Origin of the sequence: Endozoicomonas sp. SCSIO W0465 (genome assembly GCF_023716865.1) — a bacterium.
GTDB lineage: Bacteria > Pseudomonadota > Gammaproteobacteria > Pseudomonadales > Endozoicomonadaceae > Endozoicomonas.
This window is the reverse complement of sequence record NZ_CP092417.1, coordinates 7,029,041-7,048,821: the sequence shown is the minus strand read 5'-3', so window position 1 is coordinate 7,048,821 and position 19,781 is coordinate 7,029,041. Positions and strand designations below refer to the sequence as shown.

Genomic DNA, 19,781 nt, shown 5'->3' with positions numbered 1-19,781 from the left:
CATTTTTCCACAATATTCGCCAGCATGATTCCAGAACTACCCGCAACTATGTCGGCTGAGATTCTCTTGAAAGAGAATGCAGAGCTGCGGATGAGAGTTGCCTGTCTGGAAGAGCGATGTCGAGAATTGGAAGAAAAGGTTGGCAAGAACAGTCAAAACAGCAGCAAGCCGCCATCGTCTGATGGTTATCAAAAACCTTGTAAAAACAGTAATTCTCCAGATCATTCTGACGACCTTTCCGCAGATAAAGGTACCGATCCATCGGATGAAAAACCCAATCCTAAAAGTCTGAGACAGTCTTCTGGTAATAAAGCCGGTGGAAAGAAAGGGCATCAGGGCACTTGTCTTAAACAGGTCGATATCCCTGACTATATTGAGTACCTTCCGGTTAAAGAATGCAATAAATGTCAGGCGTCTCTTCTTGATAGTGAGCCGGTCAAATATATTGAACGACAGGTGTTTGAACCAGGGAGACCGGGTGAATTTGAAGTAACGGCCCATAGAGCTGAAGTAAAAATCTGCACTTGTGGTTGTCGGAATCAGGCTGAATTCCCGGAAGGTGTTACCGCTGCCGCACAATATGGCTCAGCCACACAGGCTATGGCCGTCTATCTTAACCAATACCATTTCCTGCCTTTTAAGCGCGTGTCAGAGTATTTTAATACTCTCTATAAAATGAGTGTAAGTGCAGGCACTGTCGCCAATTTTGTGGCCAGAACCTATGAAAATCTGGCTTCTACTGAAGAGGTTATTCGTGACGCCTTGCGGGAATCGTCTGTTGCCGGAGCCGATGAAACGGGTATGCGGGCCGAGGGCTCTTTGCACTGGCTACACGTTATGCGGGATGAACAATGGACGCTCTACTACTTGTCTAAAAGCGAGGTCGTGAGGCCATGGACACGATGGGCATACTGCTAACATTTGCAGGCGTTCTGGTTCATGATCATTGGAAATCCTATTTTGCATATGCGGCAACTCACGTACTTTGCAATGCCCATCACCTGAGGGAGCTTTTGGGTGTTGTTGATAGGGACAGCAATCAACTGGCGTTGCGATTGATGAAGCTACTGAGGCTTTCCTGGCATTACTGCAAGGGCTTTAAGACCATAGGTATGCTACAGATGCCAAGTGTTGTCTGTGAACGAATCGAGAAGATTTATGACCGGTTGCTTCAGCGGGCTCTAATGAAAGAAGTCGTCTATATGGAGAAGCAACGAGAGGAGCTTAAGCGCAAGAAAGTCAAGAATACTAAAGCTTACAATCTCTTCAAACGACTCACTGAGTTCAAGGCTGAGACACTGCGCTTCATGTCAGATTTTACCATTCCCTTCGATAACAATGGCAGTGAGCGGGATGTTCGAATGGCCAAGTTAAAGCAGAAAATCTCAGGCTGCTTCAGGAGTGCAGACGGTGGTTCTATGTTTGCACGGATTCGCAGCTATTTGTCGTCTGCCAGAAAACAGGGAATGGACATATATCAATCACTTCATAGAGCTGTTCGGAATTACTGTAATATGCCTTTGCTCAGTGCTGAATAGTTACAAAACAGAAGTTAGCCAGATGGTTCTCTGCTGTCCTGCTGGCATCCACTGTGTTGGTTGCTGAAGGAGCTTATACCGGGCCAGACTCAGGGGGAGGGTATAGAGCACCTGTCTCAGGTGATGGCACGACAACTGTCGCTGCAATTCTGAAGAATCCCCATGACGACATGCGGGTAGTTCTTAAAGGCAACCTGGTTCGTAAAATCAAACATGAGACTTATATGTTCAATGACGGTACCGGTGAAATCACGGCGGATATCGATGATAACGACTTTCCACCGCAACCGGTCAATGCCAATACCAAGGTAGAAATTATTGGTGAGGTGGATGTTAATCGGATATCAGGCGTTGAAATAGACGTAAAGTCACTGCGAATTATCAGCCCATAAGATAAAAGTAGGAATGAAGTATGAAAATCAGGCTAACTGCCGCTGGCCGGACAGTTAGCCATAGCCTGTAAGCTTAGCAATGACTTAACCACTCAGGGTTTTCCTGACGCTTGCCACGAACTTGGTCAAAATACATGGCCTGAAGCTTTTCAGTAATCGGACCACGCTTACCACAGCCAATCTTGCGTCCATCGTGTTCACAAATGGGCATTACTTCTGCCGCGGTACCGGTAAAGAATGCTTCCCGGGCGATATACACTTCATCACGGGTAATACGCTTTTCCCGAACTTCCAGCCCAAGCTCTCTGGCAAACCGAATGATCGTATCCCTGGTAATGCCTTCCAGGCAGGAAGTCAGTTCCGGTGTATAGAGAATGCCATCCTCTTTCACAATAAAAACGTTCTCACCACTGCCTTCAGCCACATAACCTTCATTATCCAGCATCAGGGCTTCTTCACAGCCACTGTCCAGTGCTTCCCGCAGGGCCAGCATGGAGTTCATGTAATTACCATTGGCTTTGGCTTTGCACATGGTGATATTTACATGGTGTCGTGTATAGGAAGAGGTACGAATTTTGATGCCCCTCTCAAGCGCTTCCGGGGACATGTAAGATGGCCAGTTCCAGGCAGCGACCATAGTATGAACCTGAAGGCCTTCAGCCCTTAACCCCATGCCCTCAGAGCCCAGGAAACACATTGGGCGAAGGTAGGCTTCGTCCAGCCCATTCTCGCGAACAACGAGCTTTTGTGCTTCGTTCAGTTCTTCTTTGCTGAAGGGGATTTCCATTCTCAGGATGTGGGCACTGCGAAAAAGGCGGTCAGTATGTTCCTTCAGACGGAAAATAGCAGGCCCTTCCGGCGTATGATAGGCTCTGACACCTTCAAAAACCCCCATACCGTAATGCAGGGTGTGGGTCAGGACATGAGTTTTGGCTTCACGCCAGGGAACTAACTCGCCATCTAACCAGATAACGCCATCACGATCGGCGAAAGACATTGGGAAACTCCAGTTTTACATTGTTTTATCGCTATTGGATCATAAAAAAACGCAGGATGCCAAAGCCAGGTTCAGTCGAGATATTGGATGCCTCATGTTGCCTTAACATCCATAAACCCATTCCAGACAGAAATCACATTCTGTCGAAAGCTTTTCGCAATCGCCTCTTCCGTCACAGGTTCTTCATTCTGTAATGCCTTTTGATGGATACAGAGTCGGAAGGTTTTGTAGGCCTCCCGGAGCTGGTAGGCATCGTCCTTACTGAGAAGCCCTGCTGTTTCCAGTTCTTCAGAGATCCGCACATTGTCGGTCCACTTTAACAGCGAAGGGTACTGGCTTGAGTACCCCAGAACGGCAAACTGCATCAGAAACTCAATATCGACAATGCCCCCCGGGTCATGCTTTAAATGGAACACGCCAGCATTTTTTGATGCCGATGAAGTAGGGTTTGATAAAGAGCCGGTTGACCTGGTGCCCAGGTGCTCCCGCATTTTCTGGCGCATCTCCACAACATCATCACGCAGCTTTTGAATATCCCGTTGCTGGCCGAGAATGTCTGATCTGAGGCCTGCAAATTTCTGTGCAAGCGTTGGGTCGCCAGCAATGACACGGGCACGCACCAGGGCTTGGTGCTCCCAGGTCCACGCTTCTTCTTTCTGATACTTCTCAAAGTAACTGAAGGAGTTGACCAGTAACCCTTTGGAGCCGGATGGGCGAAGCCTCATATCCGCCTCGTAAAGAGTACCGGAAGGTGTCTGCGTCGTCAGAATATGGATGATCCGCTGGCCAAGGCGGGTATAGAACGTTGTGCTGTCAATGGCCCTGGGGCCATTGGTCTCTTTATTGGTACCCCCATTATGGATAAATACCAGATCAAGATCAGAGCCGGGGCCTAACTCAATACCGCCAAGCTTACCGTAGCCAACAATAATAAAACCGGGATTGCACAGGTTGCCGTCAACATCCCGAGGCATTCCATGTTTTTCCACCAGATTTCGCCAGGCAATGGCCAGAACGGCCTCAAGAATAACTTCAGCAATCCAGGTCAGGTAGTCACTCTCTTTCATCAGCGGCAGCGTGCCGGAAACCTGGGCAGCCGTAACCCGTAAGACATGAGCCATCTTGAAGTGGCGCAGTACTTCCATCTGGTTCTCAAGATCGTCCTCCGGTATATGGGCAAGCTGTTGCCGCAGCTCATTGGCCAATGCTTCTTTTTCCGGTGGGTTATAGAGGTCACCAAGATTGAGGAACTCATCGAGCAGCGCTGGGAAACGGGCTATCTGTTCTGCAATCCATGGGCTGGCAATACAGAGTTTGCCAAGGTGCTCCAGCGCGGCAGGGTTCTCGATCAGCAGAACCAGGTAAGCCGTTCGGCGCAATACTGCTTCAATCAACGGAAGAATTCGCAGTAAAAAAGTATCCGGTGCCGTGGAATTGCCGGCCACCCGGAGCAGAAGAGGGATAAACTTATCCAGTCGGTCACGGCTTTGCCGTCTGACCCGGGTAATGGCTTTTCCGTCTCGCAAAGAAACCAGCCGCTTCCAGGAGGCAGCAATATCTGTGAAGCCCTCCTGTAACATCAGCTGCTGTTCTTCCTCCTCACTGAGCTGGCCGAGCCAGAGAGGTTGCCAGTGGTCGCTGTGAGGTTCCTTGGCATTTGTGGTTTCAGGATCAGCAATAACCGCATCAAAGTGAGTGGTAACGTGCTGACGGTGTTCTTCCAGCTTGGTCAGTAACGCCAACCAGTCTTTTTGTCCCATACTATAGGCGACACGTGCCTGGGCCTCGGGGTTTTTCGGCAGATCCTGAGTCTGTCGATCGGCAATGGCCTGAATGGCATGTTCAAGGTTGCGCAGGAAGATATAAGCAGCTTTCAGCTCATTGGCTTCGTCAGAAGAAAAATAGTGTTTGCTCTGCAGCGTCTCCAGCACCGTCAGCAGGTTTCGCTCCTGCAGACTGCGGTCACGCCCGCCATGAATTAACTGAAAAGACTGAATAATGAATTCAATCTCGCGTATACCACCGGGCCCGAGCTTGATATTACTCTCCATGCCTTTGCGCTTCACTTCCCGCTGAATCAGCTGCTTCATTTCCCGCAGGGCGCTGATGGACCCAAAATCAATATAGCGACGATAAACAAATGGGCGCAGCTGGCTGAGCAGTAACTGACCGGCAGGAATGTCCCCGGCAACTACCCTGGCCTTAAGCATGGCGTAACGCTCCCAGTCCCGTCCCTGATCCTGATAATACTGCTCCATCGCCGCAAAACTCATGACCAGTGCGCCGCTGGAACCATAAGGCCGCAGTCGCATATCAACCCGGAACACAAAACCATCGGCACTCTGACAATCCAGCACCTTGATCAGTCGCTGGCCAAGGCGGATAAAAAACTCCTGGTTGGTAATGACCTTTTTGCAGCCACGGGTTTCTCCCTGGCAGGGATAGGTGAACATCAGGTCGATATCTGAAGAGAGGTTGAGGTCTCTGGCACCGAGTTTGCCCATACCCAGCACCACCATGTTCTGGGGAACCGGTTCTTCACCCGGAATGTTGGTACCGTAGGGTGTTCCCATGGTTTGACAGCAGTCCCGGTAGAGCCAGTTGAGTGCACTTTCAATGCAGGCATCCGCCAGGGCCGACATATCCGCTGTCGTTTCCTCCATGCTGACCCGGCGATTCAGGTCGAGCCAGATAATTCGGAGCATTTCACGGTTGCGGTAGAGCCTGAGTGCTTTGATCAGGTCCTGTTCACTCTCAACCGCTTCCAGGGCTGTGTGTAAACGTTCCGGATGGGTTTCGGCAAAATCAGGCAGTTTGTCATGGTTTTCCAGAAGGCTGGCCAGCCACTGTGGGTGGCGAATGCATTGCTGCGCTGCAAAGTCACTGCCTGCCCAGCAATGGATCAGCTCATCCATGACCTCAGGGTTCAGTTGATCGCTTTTTTCAGGAAAAAGGTTGGCAGGAAGTGTAAATGTCGGGTTGTTATCAGCAAATTGCTGCCAGTGGGCAATGACAATGTTCCTGATCGCTTCAGGAATGGTTTCAGTTGACCCGGAGGCAGTTAATTGTTGACTGAGTTGTGCCAGTGGCTCCATAAACCCGCTCTCTTCTGGTTGCTGGAGCCATTTTATGGGAATGGTTATGGGACTGCCAGTAGGCTTGGCATCCTGACTTGTCAGAGGTGATCAATGACTATAATGGGGTTTTTTAAATAACTGATACACGCCGAGCATGCTTTTTATTCGAATAATATCCTATTTACCATTTTTTTTGATTTATCGGTTGGGATGGTTTGTTTATTTTTCTCTTTATTATCTTTTTGGTTATCGAAGAGACGTTGTCTGTCGCAATATCAGGCAGGCCTTCCCTGAGAAGAGCGAAAAAGAAATAAAGCGTTTGGCAAAGCAGTTTTACCGGCACTTTGCAGACCTTTTTATGGAGGTGGTTAAAGCCCATCAAATGAGTGCTGAGCAGTTTAAAAAACGTTGTCGGATCAAGGGTGAAGAACAGCTAATTCAATGTTCTGTTCACAAAGATGCCGGACAAAACAGGCCTATCATCGTGTTAACCATCCACCAGGGAAATTGGGAGTGGATGCTCCATGGCGCCTCGCAACACCTCGATATCCCAATTGACCCGGTTTACAAACCTTTGCATCACCAAGGTTGGGATCAGTTCATCCGGGAGGTGCGCAGCCGTTTTAATTCCCGCCCCATTCCAATGAAACAGGCTGGACGAGATATTCTTAAACGCAAAAACAGTTTCCGGCTTTTTGTCATGTTGGCAGATCAGGCACCGGCAGAAGGTGAAGGCAGTTACTGGGTTTCCTATCTCAATAAGGAAGCTCCGTTTTACCTTGGAGCTGAGAAACTGGCTTACCTGACCCGGTACCCTGTCTTTTTTGCCCAGTGCCGACGGCTAAAGCGTGGTTACTATGAACTTGAGTTTAAAGAGCTGGCCATGCCCCCTTATGAACATGCGGATGATAAAAACAATCATCAGATCATTAATGCTTATGTAAATGCGGCGGAAGCAGCGATCCATGAACAGCCGGAAACGTTTCTCTGGAGCCATCGTCGCTGGAAAAGAAGCCGGGAACGATGAATGAAGCATTGCTGCCTTGCTGGCCTGATCTGGCACACCTTTGAGTGCCAGGCTCCGGGTTGGTAATTATGTCCCTGATGACATCGATTATTGAGTAATATCAATATTTCTGTTGTCAAAACTTTAGGTATTCGGCTTTTAACCAACAAAACCCGGAATTGGCAAATCATGAGCTGGTTTGATTGATTTTGTTGTGCGTGCTGCAGGGTTTTTCCTGAAAAATCAATGCTTTTCGCAATAAAAAATACACATAAGTACTGGTACTCATTGCGGAAATTGCTTATCTTGTAGTTATATTACAGTTGATTAATATCATTTTTTTTACCTTGGGCTGTTAGACGAAATTTGTTCGGTATGCTTGATGTTGCAAGTGATCAATCATTAACAATAACGAACACAAGGTTTGGTGTGGCAGTTTGATACGTCAACAGGCGTAAGGGTTAGCAGGATTGCTACTCGCTTGGCAGGATAACCGGGCATCAGGCTCACCTGTGAAGCTGGCGAGATAAAGTGCATTGCCTCCTGTGGGAGGGGCTGTCTGATCCATTCCGACCATTTGTCCGGAAACTCTGATCCAGGTTCAGGGCAGAAATTCTTTTTCCTGCCTTGATTCTGTCTCATCTGCGCCTGACCCGGGAGTTTGGCAGAGAATAGATTGATGTCAGCCTATTCTCCGTCAGGTTCCCGGCTTTATCGATCTCGGAGCCGATTTGTATGCATGATATCGACCCTATAGAAACCAGGGAATGGCTGGAAGCACTGGATTCCGTTCTTGAACAGGAAGGCGAAGACCGTGCTCATTTTCTGCTGACCCGGCTTTCTCAGCATGCTCGTGCCAAAGGTACGCAGCTGCCCTACGCGATTACCACGCCTTATCGCAATACCATTCCACCAGAAAAAGAAGCCCGCATGCCTGGTGACCTGTTTATGGAGCGCCGTATTCGCTCCCTGGTCCGCTGGAATGCCCTGGCCATGGTGATGCGCGCCAACAGGAAAGACAGCAGCCTGGGGGGGCATATCTCTTCCTTCGCTTCCAGTGCCACTCTTTATGACATCGGTTACAACTACTTCTTCCACGGCCATGAAAGTGACCGTGAAGGCGACCTGGTTTACTACCAGGGGCACGTATCGCCCGGTATCTACTCTCGGGCCTTTCTGGAAGGTCGTCTGGACGAGGGCCAGCTGGATAATTTCCGTCAGGAAGTGGATGGCAATGGGCTTTCTTCCTACCCCCACCCCAAGCTGATGCCGGACTTCTGGCAATTCCCGACCGTATCCATGGGTCTCGGCCCTCTGCAGGCGATCTATCAGGCTCACTTTATGAAGTACCTGATTAACCGTGGTATGTCCCCGGATCAGAATCGTAAAGTCTGGGCATTTTTGGGTGATGGTGAGATGGATGAGCCGGAATCGCTCGGTGCCATCTCCCTGGCCGGTCGTGAGAAGCTGGATAACCTGATCTTCGTGGTCAACTGTAACCTGCAACGTCTCGACGGCCCGGTGCGTGGTAACGGTAAGATCATTCAGGAGCTGGAAGGTATTTTCCGTGGCGCTGGCTGGAACGTTATCAAAGTAGTATGGGGCCGTCATTGGGATCCGCTGCTGGCCCAGGACAAGCATGGCAAGCTGCAGGAAGTGATGGACAAAGCCGTTGATGGTGATTACCAGAACTGTAAGGCGAAAGGCGGTGCCTGGACCCGTGAACACTTCTTTGGCCGTGACCCTGAAGCCCTGAAGCTGGTTGAACACCTGTCGGATGATGATATCTGGCGTTTGAACCGGGGTGGCCATGACCCCTACAAAGTCTTTGCTGCCTACCACGAGGCGGTTAACCATAATGGCCAGCCTACTGTGATTCTAGCCAAAACAGTGAAGGGTTACGGTACCGGTGCCACCGGTGAAGCGGCCAACGTCAGCCACAATGTTAAGAAACTGCCGGTTGATGACCTGAAGCACTTCCGTGATCGCTTCGACCTGCCGATCAAAGACGAAGACATTGAGACCCTGCCTTACTTCAAGCCTGACGCTGACAGCCCGGAAATGAAGTACATGCGCAAGCGTCGTGAAAAGCTGGGTGGCTTTATTCCACAGCGCCGTGTCGAAACGGACGTAAAGCTGGAAATTCCCGGCCTTGAGGCTTTTGAGGCGGTAACCAAGGGCAGTGGTGAGCGTGAAATCTCCACCACCATGGCTTACGTCCGTATTCTGAGCGCACTGGCCAAAGACAAGAGCCTTGGTAAGCACATCGTACCGATCATTCCGGATGAAGCCCGTACCTTTGGTATGGAAGGGATGTTCCGACAGCTGGGTATCTACTCTGCAGAAGGCCAGAACTATGACCCGGTAGACTCCGACCAGGTCATGTTCTACAAAGAATCCAGGCAGGGGCAGATTCTGGAAGCGGGTATTAACGAAGCGGGTGCCCACGCCGCCTGGGTCGCTGCCGCAACCTCCTACAGCAGCAACAACGTGCCGATGATTCCGTTCTATGCGTTCTATTCCATGTTTGGTTTCCAGCGGACTGGCGATCTGGCCTGGGCTGCGGGTGATATTCAGGCGCGTGGCTTCCTGATTGGTGCGACGGCGGGGCGTACCACGCTGAACGGTGAAGGTTTGCAACATCAGGACGGCCACAGCCATATTCTGGCGTCCACCGTACCGAACTGCATCAGCTATGATCCGACCTACGGCTATGAAATGGCGGTGATTATCCAGAACGGTCTGCAGCGTATGTATGGCAACGGTGACAATGTCTGGTACTACATCACCGCCATGAATGAAAACTACCGTCAGCCAGCACTGCCGGAAGGACCGGAAGTGATAGAGGGCATCATCAGGGGACTTTACAATCTGGAAGAAAATTCCCGCAACCAGGGACTTAAGGTCCAGCTGATGGGTTGTGGCACTATTCTTGAAGAGGTACGTGCTGCCGCCGGTATTCTGCGTGAAGAATTCAACATTGAGTCTGATATCTGGAGCGCAACCAGCTTTAATGAACTGGCCCGTAATGGTCAGGACGCCAGGCGTTACAACATGCTGAACCCGGAATCTGAACAGCAAGTCAGCTGGGTTGAGCAGCAGCTCTCTGGCCGTAAAGGTCCGGTTATTGCTGCCACTGACTATATGAGCCTGTACGCTAACCAGATTCGTGAATTCGTGCCTGCAACTTTCGTTTCTCTGGGTACTGACGGGTTTGGTCGCTCCGATACTCGGGAACAGCTGCGTCGCTTCTTCGAGGTAGACCGTTACTTCATCGTGGTGGCTGCCCTGTATGCGCTGGTTCAGGATGGTGAGCTGGAGGCGTCTGTGGTCAGTGAGGCCATCAGGAAGTTTGATATCGACCCAACCAGGGCTAACCCTCTGTATTGCTGAGTCCGGAACTGAAGAGAAGGTATGAGGAATGAGTGACGAAATCATCAAGGTTCCAGATATCGGCAGTGGCGAGGCAGAAGTTATCGAAATCTGCGTCAAGCCCGGTGATACGGTATCGGCTGAAGACTCCCTGATTGTCCTGGAGTCTGACAAGGCAACCATGGAAGTCCCGGCACCACACGATGGCGTGGTGACAGAAGTGCTGCTGACGGTTGGTGACCATGTCGGTGAAGGTGCGCCGATGGTCAAGATGGCTGCCGCAGCATCTGAGGTTGCAAAACCTTCAGCGGATAGCGGGCAGCCAGCAGAAGCCCCCGTGGTGGCAGCTTCGACTGCGGAAGCGGTGCAGGCCGGTGGCTCCCGGATTGAGTCTATGCATGTACCCGACATCGGTGCTGAGAATGTGCCGGTGATTGAGGTTTGTGTGAAGGTTGGGGACACCGTTGCCCCGGAAGACTCATTGATTGTCCTGGAGTCTGACAAAGCGACCATGGAAGTGCCTTCACCATTAGCAGGCGTGGTGAAAGCCATTCACGTCAAGGAAGGTGACGCCCTGAGTCAGGGTGACCTGGTGATCGACGTTGAAGTTAATGGCGGTGGTTTGGTCGCTGTTTCTGATAAACCAGCGCCGGTAGCAGCACCACCAGAGCCTGCCGCTGTTGTGCCTGCTCCGCCACAGTCTGGACCACGCATTGAGAAAGTTACGGTACCGGATATTGGTGCTGAGAATGTTCCCGTAATTGAGGTCTGTGTCAGCGTTGGCGATCAGATTGAAGAAGAAGCATCACTGATCGTGCTGGAATCCGACAAGGCGACCATGGAAGTGCCGTCACCGTTTGCCGGTGTCGTAAAAGCCATCATGGTCAAAGAGGGCGATACCCTGAGCCAGGGTGACCTGGTTCTGGATATTGAAGTGTCTGGTGGCGCTGAAGCACCCGTGGTCAGCCAGCCGGCTCCGGCAGCCGCTGCGCCTGCCATTACGCCACCGCAGCAGGAGACTCCGTCCCGTGCGCCATCAGCGCCACCACCCCGTGCTGAAGCAAACCCGGTGGAACTTGGGCGGGTCAACCGCAAATTCCATGCTGGCCCTGCAGTGCGCAAGCTGGCCCGTGAGTTCGGTGTTGACCTTGCCGAAGTGACCGGCAGTGGTCCCCGTCGTCGCATTCTGAAAGAAGACGTGCAGAAGTACGTCAAGAAGCGCCTCAGTGACAAGGCACTTTCAGGGCAAGGAGCTGCTCAGGGTGTCTCTTCCGGGTTGGGCATTCCAGCCATGCCAGAGATCGACTTCAGCAAGTGGGGTGACATCGAGAAGGTTGCCCTGAGTCGCCTGCGTAAAGTGGCGGCCCAGAACTTCCAGCGCTCCTGGCTGAATGTGCCACACGTTACCCAGTTTGATGAGTGTGACATTACTGAACTGGAAGCGTTCCGTAAGGCTCAGAAAGCCATGGCCGAGGCTCGTGGTACCAAACTGACACCACTGCCGTTTATTCTGAAAGCCGTTGCCTATGTGTTGAAAGAACTGCCACAGTTCTGCACTTCTCTGAGCCCGGATGGTGAAACGCTGATCTACAAGAAGTACATCAATATTGGTGTTGCAGTCGATACGCCCGATGGCTTGCTGGTTCCGGTCATCAAGAACGTCGACCAGAAGAGCCTGTGGGAGCTGTCTGCCGAGTGTATCGAGCTGGCTGGTAAGGCCCGTGACAAGAAGCTGAAGCCTGACGAAATGCAGGGCGGTTGCTTTACCGTCTCCAGCCTGGGTTCCATCGGTGGCACAGCGTTTACGCCCATCGTCAACGCGCCAGAAGTGGCCATTCTTGGCCTGTCCAGGGCTGCCATTAAGCCGCTGTGGAATGGTAAGGATTTTGATCCGAGGCTGATGTTACCGTTGTCTCTCTCTTATGACCACAGAGCCGTCAACGGGGCAGATGCGGCACGCTTCACCACCATGTTGGGTGAATTGTTGAACGATATTCGCAAGCTGCTTCTTTGAGACGTTTGCTAACAATCCGGAGGTGATTAATCTCCGGATTCTGAATTTTATATATTTATTATTTTAATGGAGTTAACAGATCAACCAGTTTATCACGGGCTGTAAGTAAAAAAACTACCTTAATGCCACTACGGGGTGAATCCCAAACGTCAACGAATTTACCGCATTCTTCTTTTCCAATTGATTCTAATATTCTTTCTCTGAGCTTATTGGCTTCCTCTGAAGAATTAACCCTGATTGATAAGTCCATCTTATCCATTGATATAGCAGTAATCTTAAACTCCCCATTCGGGTTGAACCTTTGCTGTATTAAAGTATTCACATCAATGGATATTAAGTCCTTGGTTTTATCATCAGGAGCATTCCCAATTGGCTTTTGCCTATTTGGCCTGGGGGCAGAAGAAAATCTGTTTTCATCCACTATTCTCTCGAACCATTCATCATCGGATGTATTATGTTTGTCATCAGATGTCGCGTCTTTAGCGGGGGTGATCTTGGGTGAGCCATCACAGACTAAAAAGCTGCCATCCTTAATTACCAATTCAAGCAACGGGTTACCTTCTCTGTCTACAATGCACATGTAGCCGGGGCAGTTAAAATCAAAGCAAGGGGTCCTTTCAAAGCCCCTGGCTGTAGTTACTGCGGCAGTGGCAATTTTACCGTAAGCACCTTCTTCATCAATGGACGCTATGAGTTTTTGTACCATGTGCAGGTCATCAGAGGGTGCTGTGCCTAACCTTGATAGATGTTGTGCTGTTATGGTGGTTCCCAATGCCTGTTCAATTTTCTCCAGTAGCACAGTGTCACAACTGCCCGCTACGTCTATTTTGGGTAGCGTTAGCTCCACATTTACTTTACCTTCATCATTTAGCTGGTGCTTCAGACTATTAATGGTGGGACGACTAAGGGTCGAAATTGCTGTTGCACTGGGTAAGTGGGGTTTTATTGCGACAAATTTAAGGCCTGATTGGAGCTCTTTGGCAATGGCAACAAATTTTGTGTTTTTAGCGTATTGAACTTTTTCCGTTGTACACATCATCTTGGCGTTATCGACACGAGAGCCATCTGCGCACAGAAAATGGCCCGAAGTCGTATGAGCCGGGTCAAAACGTGTCTCCCAGGCACCCCGGAACTCCATCACATTACCCAATACCGCTCTAACGTTTTCCCGCTGAGATTCGTCAAGGCCATCAAACAACGTTTTCATTTCTCCTCTGGTTTTACCATGAACAAAAAGATCCGTAATGTCCGCTACTTTCTTGGTATCATCATTCAGTTTTTCGGTTTGATAATATGTAGACAATATCTGATCAAGATACTCGTCCCTGTGGGCATAGTCAGAAGCAATGAAGTTGGCGGAAGAAACTGGCTTTCTATCATCGCTATTGTAAGGGTATTTTATGCTGAATTTGCCGAGTTCTTGATGGATATCAGACTCCAGATCTGGAGTTAAGGAACCTTCGGGAATCCCCAGGATTGATTCCTTTTTGTTGTTATCTTCTATACACGCCAGAACCATACCCAGAACCGGCGCCAGGCTGGCAGGAGACAAGGCTGTGCTTGCGTCCTCTGTCATGGCTAATAACGTAAGTGATACTTTATCCATCAGTTGTTTAACGACATCTGAAACCGATAAGGTGGGCACGGACGATGCGTCTGCCGGATTTATTGGCGGCAATGACAGTGATATATTTTGGTTTGACGGTGTAATAGGTCCCATAGTATTCACTCCAATGTGTGATTAAGTGATTAGGGAACCCAAAATCGTTGCTTCATGCGTTGCGGCAAGTTCAAACGACTACCATATTGCATAAGGGCAAATCAGAATCCCGATTTTGGGATGAATCCTAATGGTGGACATTTTGTGTGAATAATGGTTCCTGTAAGTGCTCAAAAACCACGGGTATAAGGCAAAATTTCCCGTAGTCGTCTACATTTATCACTCATGACTTTTCCCTTTGAGATTCCAGACGATCTAAAATACGACTTAGTCAGGAAACTGCTGACATATACGACAAACCTTGAGAAAAAGTCACGCTACTTCTTGTTGAGGATAATAGCCGTCTCCGGGAGGATAATACCTGTCTTCTTGAGGATAATGCCCGCTTGGATAAGCGAGTTACCAGAAGGGTCAATATTAAAAGAAGTTACTTATTATGACGTACAGGAGTTGTCGTTTTCTGTATTCGTCACCCGCTATGAGCTGGAACACTGGCTTACCCCGGATGGTACCTACATAAGTGGTCGTCTCCAGAGAATATTCAGGGTTATCACTTTGATCCAGAATTTACCTGGTTTGGCAGCACTCAGAGCAAGCGTCGTGAGAATTTTCAGACCTTGCTGCATCGTCCATGAAAAATCTTTGTCCTGAATGAACACACCATGAGTTACCTGGTGGGCCATGATTTCACGGTCAAGTGGCAGAAAAATTCCAGGATTGCCTTGGAGTTCACTTCTTTAATCGCAAAGCCTGGGATGGTTTTTTAGACGACTGCGGTATGGAAGGGCCAGACCTTCGGCGGCGAGCTTCTGAAGCGATGTGACAAGAAGCTGAAGCCTGACGAAATGCAGGGCGGTTGCTTTACCGTCTCCAGCCTGGGTTCCATCGGTGGCACAGCGTTTACGCCCATCGTCAACGCGTCAGAAGTGGCCATTCTTGGCCTGTCCAGGGCTGCCATTAAGCCGCTGTGGAATGGTAAGGATTTTGATCCGAGGCTGATGTTACCGTTGTCTCGCTCTTATGACCACAGAGCCGTCAACGGGGCAGATGCGGCACGCTTCACCACCATGCTGGGTGAGTTGTTGACCGATATTCGCAAGCTGCTTCTTTGAGACGCTTGTTAAAAATCCGGAGGTGATTAATCTCCGGATTCCGCATTTTATATATTTATTATTTCAATGAAGCTAACTGATTAAGCAGTTTCTTACGAGCTTCACAAGAAACCTCTACCATAATACCACAGGGTATATCCCAAACTTTAACGAATTTATTGTATTCTTCTTTTCCAATTGATTCTAATATTCTTTCTCTGAGCTTATTGGCTTCCTCTAAAGAATTAACCTTGATTGATATCTCTATGCTACGCACTGATATAGCAATAATCTTAAACTCCCCATTCGGGTTGAACTTTTGTTGTATTAAAGTATTCACATCAATGGATGCTAAGTCCTTGGTTTTATCATCAGAAGCATTCCCAATTGGCTTCTGCCTGTTTGGCCTGGGAGCATAAAAAGGTCTGTTTTCATTTATTAATCTCTCGAACCATTCATGCTCAGGTGTATTAGGTTTGTCATCAGATTTCACGTCTTTAGCGGGGGTGACCTTGGGTGAGCCATCAAAGACTAAATAGCTGCCATCCTTAATTACCAATTCAAGCAACCGGTTACCTTTGCTGTCTACAATGCACATGTAGCCGGGGCAGTTAAAATTAAACCCAAAGGTCTTTTCTGAGCACCTGAGTGTAGATACTGCGGCAGTGGCAATTTTACCGTGAGCACCTTCTTCATCAATGGACGCTATGAGTTTTTGCACCATGTGCAGTTCATCACAGGGTGTTGTGCCTAACCTTGATAGATCTTGTGCTGTTATGGTGGTTCCCAATGCCTGTACAATTTTCTCCAGTAGCTCAGTGTCACGACTGCCCGCTACGTCTATTTTGGGTAGCTTTAGCTCCACCTTTTCTTTAACTCCATCATTTAACTCGTGCATCAGACGATTAATGGTGCGATAGTTGAGAGTCCAAATTGCTTTTGCACTGGGTAAGTGCGGTTTTATTGCAACCAATTTAAGGCCTGGTTGGAGCTCCTTGGCAATGGCAACAAATTTTGTGTTTTCAGCGTATTGAACTCTTTCTGTTGTACACATCATCTTGGCATTATCGATATGAGAGCCATCAGCACACAGAAAATGGCCCGAAGTCGTATCAGCCGGATCAAAACGTGTCTTCCAGGTACCCCGGAACTCCATCACATTACCCAATACCGCTCTAACGTTTTTCCGCTGAAATTCGTCAAGGCCATCAAACAGCGTTGTTATTTTTCCTTCGGTATTACCTTTAACAAAAAGATCCGTAATGTCTGCTACGTTCTTGCCATCATCACTGTTCAGTTTTTTGGTTTGATAATGTGTAGACAATATCTGATCAAGAGCCTCATCCCGGTGGTGGTAGTCAGAAGCAATAAAGTTGACGGAAGAAACTGGCTTACCATCATCGCTATTGTAAGGGTGTTTTATGCTGAATTTGCCGAGTTCTTGATGGATATCAGACTCCAGATCTGGAGTTAAGGAACCTTCGGGGATCCCCAGGATTGATTCCTTTTTGTTGTTATCTTCTATACACGCCAGAACCATACCCAGAACCGGCGCCAGGCTGGCAGGAGACAAGGCCGTGCTTACGTCCCCTGTCATGGCTAATAACTTAAATGATACTTTATCCATCAATTGTTTAACGACATCAGAAGCCGATAAGGTGGGCAGGGAGGATGCATCAGCCGGATATATTGGCGGCGATAAAAATGAAATATTTTGGTTTGAAGGTGTAATAGGCCCCATAGTAGTCACTCCAATGTTTGACAATAAGTTATTAGGGAACCCAAAATCGCTGCTTCCATGCTTTGCGGCAAGGGCAAAGTTTACTAGTGCAGCCAAGCGTTGATACCCATACCGTTCGTGCGAAGTACGGTGACACCACCCTTCGACTCCGCTCAGGATGAACGGGGTGTACGGGTATTAACGCTCTTATGCACTAGATAGCCATAAATTACCGACTACCCTATTGCACCAAGGCAAATCAGAATCCCGATTTTGGTATAAATCTTATTATTTGGACATTTTGTGTGGATAATGGTTCCCTGGACAGGTTGCAACCGGTGGTTATGGCTGGTTTATTATCTGCTTATTATGGATATTATTTTGTCACGTATTTCCATTCGCCTTTCTTCTGTCATTAATGCCGCCCGTTCCCATTGTGGAGGAATTTCTGCCCGAAGTTCTGCCAACATCTGTTTGGCTTCCGTTTGCCTGGGGGATATGTCCTCAAGCCACTGTAACCAACGTAGATCAAGGGTCGCCTCATGGAGGTCAAGCAAGCGACGATGAATATCCCGGGTTGTCGGGCAGGGGCTGACAGAAGGGTAAATATAAATAACATCTCCCTCCCGGCCATCGGTAGGGTCAAACGGATCGGCCGTGGGCATCCGGCCATGCCACTGCAAATAGCCTTCGGCACCGGAGCGCCAGAGGAAAAGGCCGGCAGCTATGGTCGGTTTTGGCATGTTGTATAGCCAAACCGTACTGTTTTCTTGCCAATGACTGATATTGTCCTCGGTAACTTCTGTGCCATGGTTGATCAGGAGAAGATCCGTTACTTCAGCAAGTTCAGCCTGATGGTCATGATTCATATGACCAGCGGTATTGAATTGAAGCGCGTTATCATTCAGCAGACGGGCAGTATTCTTTATTTGAGCAACGTGATCGTTGGCTGGCTCATCAAAAATTGACCAGTAAATTTCAGGCAGGTTCTGGTTCTTCGATAACTGTTGCAGCTGCTTTAAATCTTCAATGGCCGCTGTTTCGCCCTTCTGCCTTAACAGGCGTTTTAATGGAGCGTAAGCCAGAATCTGGTCATTGAAGCCAAAGCGATCTAATTGCTTCAATTGCTGAATAAACGCCCGGCGTCCTGTCTCAGTGTCTGGTGTTGTCAATGCAGGAGCGACGGTGCTGAAACCATGGGAAGCCAGCAGCGAAAGATCACAGGAGGTAGTATTGGCAACCTGCCCCTGCAGTGCCTTGAACCACTGATAGTAGGGAGGGGGCTCCAGGTAGAGGCCTACAGGGGTATCCAGCTCAGGCAGCCGGGTCGGAAGTACCCGCACCTTGTAATCCAGCAGTCTTAGCTCACCCCGGCTGAACAGCTGAATCATACCGGAGTAGTCGCCGGGGAGCGCTTCAGCGGGAACCTCCACCTGTACGTGGAGACGCCTGGGCCTTTTGCTGGATAGGCGGATGCTTTCCAAATCTGAACGGAGATAACTATCATCCAGTATCAGTGACGTTGCGTTGGGGGTCGGTCTTTCATAACGCCAGTGCCCATAGCGGGTGATGACGGTTAACGAGGTTCCATCCGACGATTTAGGCGGGGAAACCACAACAGCGGGTGCCACATCATCCATCGGACTTTCTATTTCAAAGGCCAGGTTAAGCAGGGTGTTTCTGGCTGCCAGATAAAAAGCGTCATCATCTGTTACCTGCTGGCTGATATCTTCCAGTGTGAGTGTATCCGCAGGCGTGTAGGGCTCAGTCACGACAGACCACTGATTAAGAAGCCGTTCCCGTCGTTTTTCCTGAGTGGCCAGGGCATAGGTGCCATCAAGTGGTTCCAGTACCAGCGCTGCCAGGTATCTGGCGTCATAGTCACCGGTCAGATCGATAGTAACCATTCCGTTGGTGACACGAATGTTTTTGCTGATAAAGTCACTTCGGCGCTTACCCACCGATGCCCAGAGGTCCCCATCAATACTTCCTTCTTTTTTCCTGCCAGCCAGATAAACATCATTGATCCACTGCTCCCGGGTCAACTTCTCATCAACGATGGTGGTTCCATTGGCGATGATTTGCCGAGTAAGAAAGTGCGGCAGGTATTCCCATTCGCCCTGATCCTGTGTCCACAGGCTGAGTTTCCATAATCCATCAGGCCAGGGGATCTGCAGGCTGGTGACCCCGGCAATACCATCGCGAATCAGCGAATCACCGGAAGTGCGAACTCGTTCGGTGATTTTGCCTTTCAGGTATGGGCTGTTTTTGCCAATGGCTTCAAAGCCGGGAAAAGCCGCACTGCTGCCTGATCCAAAATCCAGTGCCAGGGTGTTCTCAGGAAGCCTGGCGGCTGAACTGATACGGATTTTTTCCAGATCAATGCCGGCCCACATATCGGCACTGAAAACAAACAGTTTGGTGTATGGCTGTTTAAATGGCTGTCTACCTGATGTTTTCAGTCCTGAAAGCGGTAATATCACTTCAAACGGACCGGGTGACAGAGTGAACTCCTGGTTAACCCTGGATCGGTAATCTGATGAGTTTTCATTATCAATCCGTACAATCAGGATTTGCTGGTCACTTGAGCCATTATTGCCACTGATGATCAGTTCAGATCCATTCTCAAAGCTGGCCTGCCCGAAGGTGTGGATGAAGGGTGGAGAGCCTGTTTCACTAAGCAGCAGTATATCATTGCCAGTCGCAGAGAAAGGGCTGATGAGGCTTACAATACAGGCAGCCACTGCAATCAGTTGTCTGGTCGATGTACCAATAAACCCTGCTTCCGGCCATATGGACTTTGCGAGCGTGTACTCAATGGCCTGTCCCATGATGTGTTCAGCTGCCTCAGCGT

Annotated in this window: 12 protein-coding genes and 1 pseudogene; 8 read left to right on the top strand and 5 right to left on the bottom strand. The window is 49.4% G+C overall.

Annotation, left to right across the window (positions count from 1 at the left end; all coding sequences use genetic code 11):
• Nucleotides 1–24 precede the first annotated feature (24 nt).
• Genes MJO57_RS33025 through MJO57_RS31825 form a run of 3 tightly spaced genes read left to right on the top strand, consistent with a single transcriptional unit; the run spans nt 25 to nt 1,930 of the window.
• Nucleotides 25–918 (top strand): transposase, encoded by an 894-nt coding sequence (locus MJO57_RS33025; RefSeq protein ID WP_305881901.1) that lies wholly within the window; start codon nt 25–27, stop codon nt 916–918.
• On the top strand, nt 894–1,538 hold the full coding sequence (locus MJO57_RS33020) for a transposase (RefSeq protein ID WP_252025790.1): 645 nt from the start codon (nt 894–896) through the stop codon (nt 1,536–1,538). The genes MJO57_RS33025 and MJO57_RS33020 overlap by 25 nt, the downstream gene beginning before the upstream one ends.
• Entirely contained in the window at nt 1,535–1,930 is a 396-nt protein-coding gene (locus MJO57_RS31825; protein ID WP_256493401.1) for a YgiW/YdeI family stress tolerance OB fold protein, read from the top strand. The genes MJO57_RS33020 and MJO57_RS31825 overlap by 4 nt, the downstream gene beginning before the upstream one ends.
• A 73-nt stretch (nt 1,931–2,003) precedes the next feature.
• Here the strand turns inward: MJO57_RS31825 and MJO57_RS31820 are convergent, their stop codons facing one another.
• Together MJO57_RS31820 and glnE are read right to left on the bottom strand one after the other, a co-directional pair.
• Nucleotides 2,004–2,927: a branched-chain amino acid transaminase gene (locus MJO57_RS31820; protein WP_252021623.1), complete on the bottom strand. Its 924-nt coding sequence runs from the start codon at nt 2,925–2,927 to the stop codon at nt 2,004–2,006.
• Between the two features lie 92 nt (nt 2,928–3,019).
• Complete coding sequence (gene glnE / locus MJO57_RS31815; protein WP_252021621.1) at nt 3,020–6,022, bottom strand: bifunctional [glutamate--ammonia ligase]-adenylyl-L-tyrosine phosphorylase/[glutamate--ammonia-ligase] adenylyltransferase; 3,003 nt, start codon at nt 6,020–6,022, stop codon at nt 3,020–3,022.
• A gap of 136 nt (nt 6,023–6,158) precedes the next feature.
• On the opposite strand from glnE, the gene MJO57_RS31810 reads away from it, so the two are divergent.
• The 3 genes from MJO57_RS31810 (at nt 6,159) to aceF (ending at nt 12,396) form a co-directional block, all read left to right on the top strand.
• The gene (locus MJO57_RS31810) at nt 6,159–7,031 is read left to right on the top strand and encodes a lysophospholipid acyltransferase family protein (protein ID WP_252021619.1); all 873 of its coding nucleotides are present in this window, start codon (nt 6,159–6,161) and stop codon (nt 7,029–7,031) included.
• A 714-nt stretch (nt 7,032–7,745) separates the two neighbouring features.
• The gene (gene aceE, locus MJO57_RS31805; protein ID WP_252021617.1) at nt 7,746–10,403 is read left to right on the top strand and encodes a pyruvate dehydrogenase (acetyl-transferring), homodimeric type; all 2,658 of its coding nucleotides are present in this window, start codon (nt 7,746–7,748) and stop codon (nt 10,401–10,403) included.
• Nucleotides 10,404–10,431: 28 nt separating this feature from the next.
• A complete protein-coding gene (aceF, locus tag MJO57_RS31800) occupies nt 10,432–12,396 on the top strand; it encodes a dihydrolipoyllysine-residue acetyltransferase (protein ID WP_252021615.1) in 1,965 nt (654 codons plus the stop codon).
• Between the two features lie 58 nt (nt 12,397–12,454).
• On the opposite strand, the gene MJO57_RS31795 is transcribed toward aceF, so the two are convergent.
• Complete coding sequence (locus MJO57_RS31795; protein WP_252021613.1) at nt 12,455–14,002, bottom strand: serpin family protein; 1,548 nt, start codon at nt 14,000–14,002, stop codon at nt 12,455–12,457.
• A 339-nt stretch (nt 14,003–14,341) separates the two neighbouring features.
• Here MJO57_RS31795 and MJO57_RS31790 point away from each other — a divergent pair, with 339 nt between their 5' ends.
• The gene (locus MJO57_RS31790; protein WP_252021611.1) at nt 14,342–14,767 is read left to right on the top strand and encodes a hypothetical protein; all 426 of its coding nucleotides are present in this window, start codon (nt 14,342–14,344) and stop codon (nt 14,765–14,767) included.
• Between the two features lie 173 nt (nt 14,768–14,940).
• Nucleotides 14,941–15,228, top strand: a pseudogene (locus MJO57_RS31785) (2-oxo acid dehydrogenase subunit E2); the annotation flags it as partial.
• A gap of 58 nt (nt 15,229–15,286) precedes the next feature.
• Here MJO57_RS31785 and MJO57_RS31780 read toward each other — a convergent pair.
• A complete protein-coding gene (locus MJO57_RS31780; RefSeq protein ID WP_252021609.1) occupies nt 15,287–17,044 on the bottom strand; it encodes a serpin family protein in 1,758 nt (585 codons plus the stop codon).
• Nucleotides 17,045–17,283: 239 nt separating this feature from the next.
• Nucleotides 17,284–19,758, bottom strand: a complete 2,475-nt coding sequence (locus tag MJO57_RS31775; RefSeq protein WP_252021607.1) for a hypothetical protein — start codon at nt 19,756–19,758, stop codon at nt 17,284–17,286.
• Nucleotides 19,759–19,781: the final 23 nt, after the last annotated feature.